This is a genomic window from Marisediminitalea alba, assembly GCF_002993365.1.
GTDB classification, from domain to species: Bacteria; Pseudomonadota; Gammaproteobacteria; order Enterobacterales; family Alteromonadaceae; genus Alteromonas; species Alteromonas alba.
Map to the genome: position 1 here is coordinate 114401 of NZ_PVNP01000204.1, position 9336 is coordinate 123736.

9 protein-coding genes are annotated in these 9336 nt (G+C 49.4%); 7 read left to right on the forward strand and 2 right to left on the reverse strand.

The annotated features are described in order from the left end of the window. The first annotated feature begins 16 nt into the window (after nucleotides 1-16). From C6Y40_RS21730 to C6Y40_RS21740, 3 genes are all read left to right on the forward strand, one after another. Nucleotides 17-598 carry a hypothetical protein gene (locus C6Y40_RS21730; RefSeq protein ID WP_105936491.1) on the forward strand — a complete coding sequence of 194 codons (582 nt, stop codon included), beginning with the start codon at nucleotides 17-19 and terminating at the stop codon, nucleotides 596-598. A gap of 183 nt (nucleotides 599-781) precedes the next feature. Further along, a complete protein-coding gene (locus tag C6Y40_RS21735) occupies nucleotides 782-1900 on the forward strand; it encodes a porin (protein ID WP_105936492.1) in 1119 nt (372 codons plus the stop codon). Nucleotides 1901-1908: 8 nt separating this feature from the next. Then, nucleotides 1909-2706 carry a substrate-binding periplasmic protein gene (locus C6Y40_RS21740; protein ID WP_105936504.1) on the forward strand — a complete coding sequence of 266 codons (798 nt, stop codon included), beginning with the start codon at nucleotides 1909-1911 and terminating at the stop codon, nucleotides 2704-2706. Between the two features lie 18 nt (nucleotides 2707-2724). Here the strand turns inward: C6Y40_RS21740 and bla are convergent, their stop codons facing one another. Next, nucleotides 2725-3453, reverse strand: a complete 729-nt coding sequence (gene bla, locus C6Y40_RS21745; RefSeq protein WP_105936493.1) for a subclass B1 metallo-beta-lactamase — start codon at nucleotides 3451-3453, stop codon at nucleotides 2725-2727. Nucleotides 3454-3539: 86 nt separating this feature from the next. Here bla and C6Y40_RS21750 point away from each other — a divergent pair, with 86 nt between their 5' ends. Continuing rightward, the gene (locus C6Y40_RS21750) at nucleotides 3540-4238 is read left to right on the forward strand and encodes a choice-of-anchor H family protein (protein WP_105936494.1); all 699 of its coding nucleotides are present in this window, start codon (nucleotides 3540-3542) and stop codon (nucleotides 4236-4238) included. A 59-nt stretch (nucleotides 4239-4297) separates the two neighbouring features. Here the strand turns inward: C6Y40_RS21750 and C6Y40_RS21755 are convergent, their stop codons facing one another. After that, the gene (locus C6Y40_RS21755; protein ID WP_105936495.1) at nucleotides 4298-6241 is read right to left on the reverse strand and encodes an extracellular catalytic domain type 1 short-chain-length polyhydroxyalkanoate depolymerase; all 1944 of its coding nucleotides are present in this window, start codon (nucleotides 6239-6241) and stop codon (nucleotides 4298-4300) included. A gap of 246 nt (nucleotides 6242-6487) precedes the next feature. Between C6Y40_RS21755 and C6Y40_RS21760 the strand changes: the two genes are divergently transcribed. From C6Y40_RS21760 to C6Y40_RS21770, 3 genes are all read left to right on the forward strand, one after another. Continuing rightward, nucleotides 6488-7756 (forward strand): sensor histidine kinase, encoded by a 1269-nt coding sequence (locus C6Y40_RS21760; protein WP_170308557.1) that lies wholly within the window; start codon nucleotides 6488-6490, stop codon nucleotides 7754-7756. Next, nucleotides 7737-8372: a response regulator transcription factor gene (locus C6Y40_RS21765; RefSeq protein ID WP_105936497.1), complete on the forward strand. Its 636-nt coding sequence runs from the start codon at nucleotides 7737-7739 to the stop codon at nucleotides 8370-8372. Before C6Y40_RS21760 ends, C6Y40_RS21765 begins: the two co-directional genes overlap by 20 nt. A 168-nt stretch (nucleotides 8373-8540) precedes the next feature. Further along, nucleotides 8541-9302 carry an IS5 family transposase gene (locus tag C6Y40_RS21770; RefSeq protein ID WP_105932999.1) on the forward strand — a complete coding sequence of 254 codons (762 nt, stop codon included), beginning with the start codon at nucleotides 8541-8543 and terminating at the stop codon, nucleotides 9300-9302. The last annotated feature ends 34 nt before the right edge of the window (nucleotides 9303-9336 follow it).

A 9336-nucleotide genomic window follows, 5' to 3' on the forward strand; every position in this document is an offset into this window, starting at 1 on the left:
AATGGAGTAACAGATAATGAAGAAGTTTTTATTAACCCTGGCCAGTCTGGTTGCGTTTAGCAGCCAGGCGGCGGTCATCTCGGTAGACCTTGCCGATAGTGAAATTGCCGTGGGTGACACCACCACCGTAAACATTACTGGTGAGTTCGATAGTCAGACTGAAGCATTTGACAATGCCTTACTGCGCGTCTTTTTCGACACGAGTTCACTGTTAGTCGATAGCACCAGCTTTGCCTCGGGTTTACCTAATGATGAGATTTTCTTCGACCCATTCTTATTTATCGAAGAACAACCCGGTGAAATGTCGATGAGCTGGACAAGTTCTGTAGGCACCTATACAAACGCGGCTCCCTTTTTGCTGTTCAGTTTTGACGTAACAGCAACGGCCGAGGGTATCTTCGATTTAACGATGGATGCGTCAGACTTGTTAAATCTGGACTTTTTTGACTCAAACACGTTTGCGCCGATGTCTTACACGCTAAATGAGGCAAGCCTAACGGTTTCAGACAACGTTACAGCAGAGGTGGCCGCTCCGCAAACAGCACTGCTGTTAGCCCTGGCGTTAGGCGGTCTTGTGGTCGCTCGTCGCCGCAGCTAATCAGGCTTACCTCAACGATTGAAAACCCCGCCCTGGCGGGGTTTTTTATTCTCTGCACTTACCGATTTTTTGTGCGGGCAATCTTCACTTGAGTAACCCAAACAATCAGCACGCATGTTTCAATCACTCCCGGGGTTTGTTACCCTGCCAGCATGCTGCCTCAGACCATTTCAGGATCGAATAATGAGCAAGGCCAGGCTTCTCCGGTTAGCACCGGTACTTTTGTTAGTGTCCGGCACGGCACAGTCAGCCGACGACTTCCCGGTCAATATCGGCGGCCATGTGCGCCTCAATTACAGTTATCAGGACTGGCAGGAAGTTGAATTGCGTGATGGTTTTGGTTTTGAGTCACTCAAATTAACCGTCTCCGGTGAAACCGACCAGTTCAGCTATAAAGCAGATTACCGCTGGTATGAAAATACCGACTTTAACACCGTGCGCTATGCCGACCTGACTTATCACTACGACGACCGCACCAGTGTGTCAGCCGGGATCACCAAGGTGCCCTTCGGTTTATTGCCCTTCGCCTCAAACAGCTTTTGGTTTTCCATCAATTACTATATTGGCTTCGAGGATGACTACGACCCTGGCGTAGTAGTGCAATACGAGAAATCTAACTGGGATATTCGCGCCGGCTACTTCTTTAATGATGAGTACAATGATGCCGGCCGGTTTGGTCGCTACTCTTTCGATATTGCCGATAACGGTGAGTTTCGTAATCAGGAAGATGGCCAGTATAACCTGCGGGTAAGCTATACTGCCGGGTTGATCCGCGGCGCTACTACCGAGTTTGGCGCGTCCTGGCAAGCCGCTAACGTACTCAATCTGGATACTCTGAACGAAGGTGATATGAACGCTTATGCCCTGCACCTTCGCCATACCCAGGGCCCGGTGGGCGTTGCCCTGCAATATACCGATTACGATTATGATCTGGCCGCACCACAAGATCAGGCAACTGACCGTCTCGCTTTGTCCGCTTTTGATTTTCCTTTCCTTACTGCCTCCAAAGCGCACAGTTACACCGCGGCAGTGAGTTATGAATTACCATTCAGAGTAACCGGCCTGTCGCCGATTAAATGCTATTCCGAATACGGGGCGGTTGAGCCTGATGTGGCGGCTGGTCTGCGCTCAACGCAATGGGTTAATGGTTGCAGTTTTGGCTGGCGCGCGTTGTATTTCTATGTGGATAGCATTCAGGGTAAAAACATGTGGTTTTCCGGCGGTTCCGGCATTGGTCTGGGCCTTGGCGGTAATCAGGACTCCACCCATCGTTTAAATATCAGTTTAGGCCTTTATTTTTAGTGACCGTTATGAAAAATCTTATTTTAATGCTGTCCCTGCTTTTTGCAGTTGTAAATAATGCCTCAGCTCACGCGTGGCGCACACTCACCATTGCCACCACTGAATATCCGCCCTATACCTCCACGGACATGGAGCACAATGGCTATATAAACCATATTATCAGTGAGGCGTTCTTACGGGTTGGTGTAGACGTGGTGTACGAAACCATGTCCTGGGAAGATGCCATTGCAAGTGCCAAAGACGGCCGCTATGACGCTGTGTCATATGCTAACTTCACCCGGGTTTACAGTGTTGATTTCTGGCAGAGCGAGCCTATCACTTCAGAAAGCCTGGTGTTTACGGCGAATGAAGAACTTTCTCTGGATCAGTGGGAAAACCTGCAACAACTTAAGCAATACAAAATAGGCGTCACCAAAGGGTACGCTTATACCGATGAACTCTTTGCGTTTTTTAAGCAGGCGCCCAACACCGTAACCTTTGATACCGACAAAGACGGCCTCAATGCGGTTATTGCCAACGATATTCAATTGTTCCCCATCGATGAGCTGACCGCCTGGTATTTACTGGAACGGGATTTCACCACCTTCGACCGTGACGAAATAAAAATGCTCAAGCCTTTTATCTCTACCGTGACAACCCACTTACTTATCCCGCGTAAAAGTCAGGATGGCGAGTTAATTTTAGCCTTGTTCAACAAAGGTCTGCGCAAGTTAGCAATGGAAGGTAAACTCGACCGCTATAAAACTTTATTGCGCGAAGGCTACTACCAACACCCCGACAAACCGGTGAATTTCGATCGACGTTAAGCTTTAAAATGCTGCCTGTTAAGGCAGCATTTTTAGCGCCAGCTCGCGGGTATGGGAAAGAAGCGCTGCATCGCCGACTTTGCCATGGCCGGGAACCACCTTCTGCACCTCAGGAAAGTAATCAGTTACCCGGCTGACTGACTCTGGCCACGCGCGCACGTCGCCTTCTGCGGTATACCCCAGCGAAAAGGTCGCCTGTTCACGAATAAAACAACCACCAAACAACAGGTTATGTTTTTTCACCCACACTACGCTGTTGTCCAGCGTATGGCCCGGCCCCGGATAAAATACTTCAATCATCTCAGGTACTACCCACGCGTTGTTGCTAAAAGTATGTTGAGCGGGCGTTTCGCCCTTCTGAGTTAAGTACTCATTAGTTAACTCAAACGTCCATGAGGGGATATTTTTGCTGTGAAAACGTGCCAGATGCCCGCCGGCATCTTCGTGCGAATGAGTGACGACCACGGCCTCAAGACTCAGCCCCTGCGACTCAAGCCAGCTAAACAGCGTATCCACATCACTGTTGTCCCAGGGTGTGTCGATTAAAACCGCTTTATGCGGCGCTGTCTGCACAATTAAACCGTTACCGCTCACCAGTCCAAAGCCTTCTACAGCGCGCTCGGAGCGCATCAGGTAAACCCCGTCATTCAGCGGCGTTACCGTTAGATTGGCAGCCCGTGCCGGTAACGAAAGGATAGGCATCAATAAGACTATGGCAATACGCTGCCACAAAGCACGGTTTGGCATGGTTAAGTTTCGCTTCAGTTATTGTTCAGCCTGATTTTCGCACACTGTTTATACAGTCATTGCAGAGACAACAGGGTAAATGGACTATGAAAAATCAAAGAGTAACACAGACTATACTGGCTGCGACGCTTATGTCACTGAGCTTTATCGCGTTTTCATCTGCCGCTTCGGGCAAAGAGGTGGCGGTCAGCGAAACCATTAATACCCCCGAACTCAATGCCGCCGATAATGTGCCGACCCGGGTGAAAAAGAAAGATCTCAGTAGCATTGCGGGTAAATCAGGCGAACAGTTTCGCACTGCCACTCACAGTGTTGACTACTGGTTTTATGATGCCTGGATGACACTGTACACCGACCGTGATTACGACGGATACTATGCTAGTTTCGACCTTGAATTTGACGCCGATACTAACTATTACCAGGCACCGGTTTACGCCATTGTCTATCTGGGCACCAACGACTATTACGAAGCGTTTCATGTCACTTCGGTATTTAACCTGTATAGCGACAGCAGTGATGACTCAGTGCTGCTGGAAAGTGAGTTAGTTAGCGGGTATCCCAGCAACGACTACGATATTTTAATTGAGTTAATTGATGCGCAAACCGATCAGGTACTGGCCACTATAGATGCCTATGAAGATGCTGATTTGTCTTATCAGAGTATGGAAAGTTTCGACTATGACCGACCGGTAACCTCAGAAGTGGTAGTAGAAACCCATGCTGGTAGCTGGAGTATGTGGATGAGCCTTGGTCTGCTCGGCCTGATTTTATGGCGTCGCAGGTAAGTAACCTAACTCAAAAGAGTAAAACGGGGCCATGGGCCCCGTTATGTTTTAATCTTTTTTTAAGGACAGTTGCCTGCAAACCATACACTGCCATCGGTTGAGTACAGGGTTGATGTACCCCAGGTGGAACCTGCTAGAGGATCATCCGAGCCGCTGGCAAAGTAATCCGGTGCGTAGTAGTAACCAGTGCTGTAAGCGCGGCCTGCTACTTTGTGATAGTAGTTCGCAGTGGTGTATTCAGCACAGGTAGCCGGATCGCCACCGCCTGTATCACCGCCCGAGCCGTCATCACCAGAGCCATTACCACCGCCGTTACCGCCATCAGAACCAGTGCCGCTGCACGCCTGAACCGGGCCGGTACAGGAAGCATCGTCATCCTGCCATACACACATACCACCACTCTGGGTTTGCTCGGTCAGTTTAAAAGCATCGGTTGAGTATTCCAGATAGCAGGTAGAGTAGCCGGTATAATCGAGACGACCAGCGCTGATATGCTGATCAAGCGTAGCAATCACGCCTGCATCAATGTCTACCGACAGCTGTGTGTTGCTGCTCAGGCCACTGGCGTCGACAGCCGTAACCGTAATAGTTTGCGAACCGCCCGGCAGGTCACAGGCTTCAGCGCTAAAGGATAGCCCATCCACACTGGCATTTTGGGTACCGGTCGCAAATGTGACTTCTACTGCGGAAAGGTCCTGGTTTTCGTCGTAAACCGAGCCGGTAACCGTTGCACACTGACCATTGGCATCTACCAGCACATCAGATAACACGGGGGCAGCAGGTGGCGGTGGCGGGCCAACGCGCACGCTCACGGTGCTGGCTTCGGACACGGCGCCTACATCGTCACTGGCCGTCACCGTAACAAAGTACAAATCGTCTGACAGGGTGGCCGAGGTTACCGAGAAACTATCATCACTTTGGGTCGACGCCGAATACTGATAGGTATCGCCATTATTATTGGTGATCAGCACATCAACATTATCCACGTAGCCTTCAGCGTCGGTGGCGTTACCGGTGACGATCAACTGACCGCTGCTTTCTGAAGCGCTCACCGAAGATAATTGCGGAGGCTGGTTTCGATCGACCCGCTTATTATTCTCACTGAAGTATTCACCCAGGTACATCGCATAGTTAATGCCAGTGCCACTTACATAGGAACCACTGGCGCCAGCGCCGCCCGACCAGGAGTGATCCACGCCATTGAGCCAGATCATTGACACCCGGCCTTCCTGCCAGAGGTATTCTTCGGCGGTACGCGAACCGCTGCCAAGGAGGTTACTGCCAGGCAACTCACTAACACCATAGGCGCCAGCCATACCCTCAGCGTTCTGCCGGTTATAACAGGTATCCACGGTGGTATCGGCATCGCCATGTGCGATAGATGCGATCTGGTCATCGAGCGAGCCGCTGTAACTCCCCGCATACTGTTGACATCGCTGCGCGACGTTGGCGTATTCACAGCTGCCTATCGCGCCGCTGGAACTGGTACCAATGCTGGGCCCGGCGCTTACTCCCACGCCGGCAAATACGTCTGGTGCAATACAGGCAGTGGTATTGGCAAAGGCTGCGCCGGAGGATAGTCCCGCCACGTACACCTGGTCTTCATCAATGGCGTAGCCGCTGTTGGCTTTCATCGACGACACCAGCGACAGGATATTAGCGTAGTCGCCGGCAGTACGGGATTTTGCTCCCTGCCAGTAAGACCAGCAGCCAAACCCCGCCTTATTCATTGCATCAGGAACCGCTACCACCATTCCGTAACTTTCTGCAGCCTGTTCAAGGTTAGCGGAAAGATAAGCATCAATGGATTGTGTACAGCCGTGAAGTACGACTAACAGTGAGCGTCCCTGCCCTATTGGTGATAGTGATTCCGGGGTGTAAACGTGTACTTTATTAAAATTACCTACTGTTACATTCTGTTGCCAGCTGCCCGCCTGAGCCGGTATCGCCAGCGTGGCAGACAGCAGTGTCCCGGCTACCAGTAGTTTGTTTTTTAATGTCATGTTACCACCTTCTTCTTATGTGTGTTTACCAATGGTTAAATCATTGTTGATCATTTGTTAACCAAATCCTGTAACACTTTCGTACTGTGCGCAGCCGAAGGGGCGAGACCGGGCTTTTGTGCTCAAAAGCAGGACCAAAGTAGTAGATGACACTAACCAAAGTAGCAGAAGTCTGATAACCCTGAACTGATTATCTTCAGTATAATGTTATTGGTTTGTAAATTATGTGCGGTACGGCTGAGCAATATGAATGCTTCCAACAAGATCACACTAACGATTGTTCTGATTTTCACTGCGGTGTTCAGCTTGCTGGCGGTCGCGATGTTCTATCAGGCCAGAGCAGATATCAGCGAAGAAGGTGAAGCCGCGCTACAGCTGGCCGAAACCCTGGCGAAAGCCGACCTGGACAGCGAAACGCTGACCGGTATTTTACAAAACAGCCGTCACCTCACCGTTATTGAACATCCCGAACATTCTGATCAACTGCCACTCACCGGCTCACTGGAGAAGTGGCTCGCACCACCACCAGCAAGCACCACCATTCAGGCAGCATCGGGAGAACCCATTACCGTAGTCGCTAATAGCGCGGCTGAATTTGATGAAATTAGCGCCACCCTGGCGAATGTGTTTTTCATTTTCGTGATGGCACTTTTACTGACACTTTTTACCCTGCGTTATGCGGTAAACACCCGCCTTAAGCCACTGGCCGAGCTCTGTCAGGGGCTTGATTCCATTCAGTCAGGCCAGTTCAGGTTGTCGGCAGCGTCAACCGATATTGCCGAAATCCACAGGTTGATTGAGCATTACAATAAGTTAATCAGCTCACTGGCCAGCAAGGAAACTCAGGTTGCCGGGTTACGTCAACGCTTGTCGGCGCTGCAGGAAAATGAGCGACGACTGCTGGCCAGAGAGCTTCACGATAATCTTGGCCAGTTGATCACAGGTATTACGGTACAAACCTATATGCTGGAGCAACAAAAACAAAACCCCGACTTTATAATCAAAGCCTGTGCGACCATTCAGCAACAATGTGACGCCGTACATCAGGGGATGAAGGATTTAACTAACCAGCTTTATCCGGTCTTTTTAAACAAGCTGGGGTTAACTACCTCTATCGCACAGATGATCCAGACCTGGCAGGACATTCATCAGATTGAGGTTAACTGGTTACCCGATGCTGCCACCCTTGCCAGTAACCTCAACCGTGACACCCAGATTTATCGCATTACACAGGAAATATTTAATAACATTGCCAAGCATTCCCATGCCACTGAAGTGACCATTGGCTTAACCACTACCCACGACCAGCTGACTCTGTTTGTACGCGATAATGGCCGGGGCTTTAATCTGCAACAATCAAAAGCCGCCGGGCTGGGGCTGGAATCCATGCATGAGCGGGCCTCTTTGCTTGGCGGTACACTTAAACTTGATACCCATGCTAAGGGGACGACAGTTACTCTGGTCGCACCTTTGCAACCACAGGATGATCTCCACTATGAATATTCTGATCGTTGATGACCACGCTGTAGTCCGCCAAGGCTACAGTGCGCTACTTACCATGATGCTGCCTGATGCCGTTGTCAGCGAAGCCGAGAATGCCCAGCAAACGCTGAAAGCGCTCGCCGCTACAGACATTGACCTGGTTATTCTCGACATTAATCTGGAAAACGCCAGTGGCCTGAATCTGGCCGGCCGGCTGCTAAAACGCTGGCCACGGCTTAAGATCATCTTCTTCAGTATGTTTGACGAGCCCTCGGTAGTGAACCGTGCAATTCAGACCGGCGCCAAAGGGTATCTGAGCAAGCGCAGCAAGCCAGAGGTGATGGTTGAGGCGATTAAAGCCGTACTCAATGGTAAGCGCTATATCGAACACAACATTGCTATTCAACTGGCCACCCACCAGCTCAACGATGCAGATGACAGTTGCAAGCAACTCACCCAACGCGAGTTTGATGTGTTTTTAGGGATCGCTAAAGGCCTCGACCGGGCTCAGTTAGCCGACGAACTCAACGTCTCCAGTAAAACCGTTTCGAATACACTCACCCAGTTAAAAGCCAAGCTACAAATCAGCACGCACGCAGAACTGGTGCACCTGGCCATTGAGCAAGGCTATCTGAAAGTGGCTGTGTAACTTGCCTCACAGGATAGTAAAATAGGACTCCAGCAGCTCAATGGCCTGGCGGGTTTTAACCGACATTGTCGGATAATTAGGGCGTGTTGATCTTTCGTGAGTAATTTTTAAACAGCATGGTAAAGGGTTATAATTTGCTTCGCCAAAAGTAAAACCATAACCAATACCATGCCAAGAACAATACTAACTGATATTCGATGGGAACTGCTACTTCAAGTTATGAAAAGTACAGGCCGTATTTACGATAAAACTGAACATCGAATGACATTTGAAGGAATACTTTATCGAATGAGAACTGGTATTCCTTGGCGAGATCTGCCCTCTGAATTCGGAGAGTGGAGTACCGTATACAGACGATTTAATCTTTGGTCAAAGAAAGGGATTTTAGATAACCTTTTCAAAAGCTTATCTAGCATGGCTGATTTTGAGTGGGTCTTTCTTGATGGCTCGATAGTTCGAGCACATCAACATAGCACAGGAGCAGCAACTGAAAGCTCAGAGCAAATAGGCAAAAGTCGTGGGGGTAATTCAACCAAAATTCACTTAGCTGTAGATAGTGGAGGATTACCGATTTGTTTCGACTTATCAGAAGGTCAACGCCACGATGTTGTTCATGCGAATAGTTTGGTTGAACAGCTTGATGAAGTGAACACTGTCGTTTGTGATAAAGGCTATGATAGCGAACAATTCCGCTGTTTTGTTCGTGACCACGGTGGAACACCAGTGATTGCTACACGGAATTACGGTCAAGATATTGATAAAAAAAGCATGGATTGGTGCTTATACAAATACCGACATTTGGTTGAAAATGCATTTGCAAGAATTAAGCAATATCGAGCTATTTCAACTAGATACGATAAGTTAGAGCGAAATTATGCCAGCATGGTATCGCTGGCATTTATGTTAATGTGGCTGCCGATGTATTGTTGAGCAAAATATGTACAGAAAAGATCAACACGCCCTA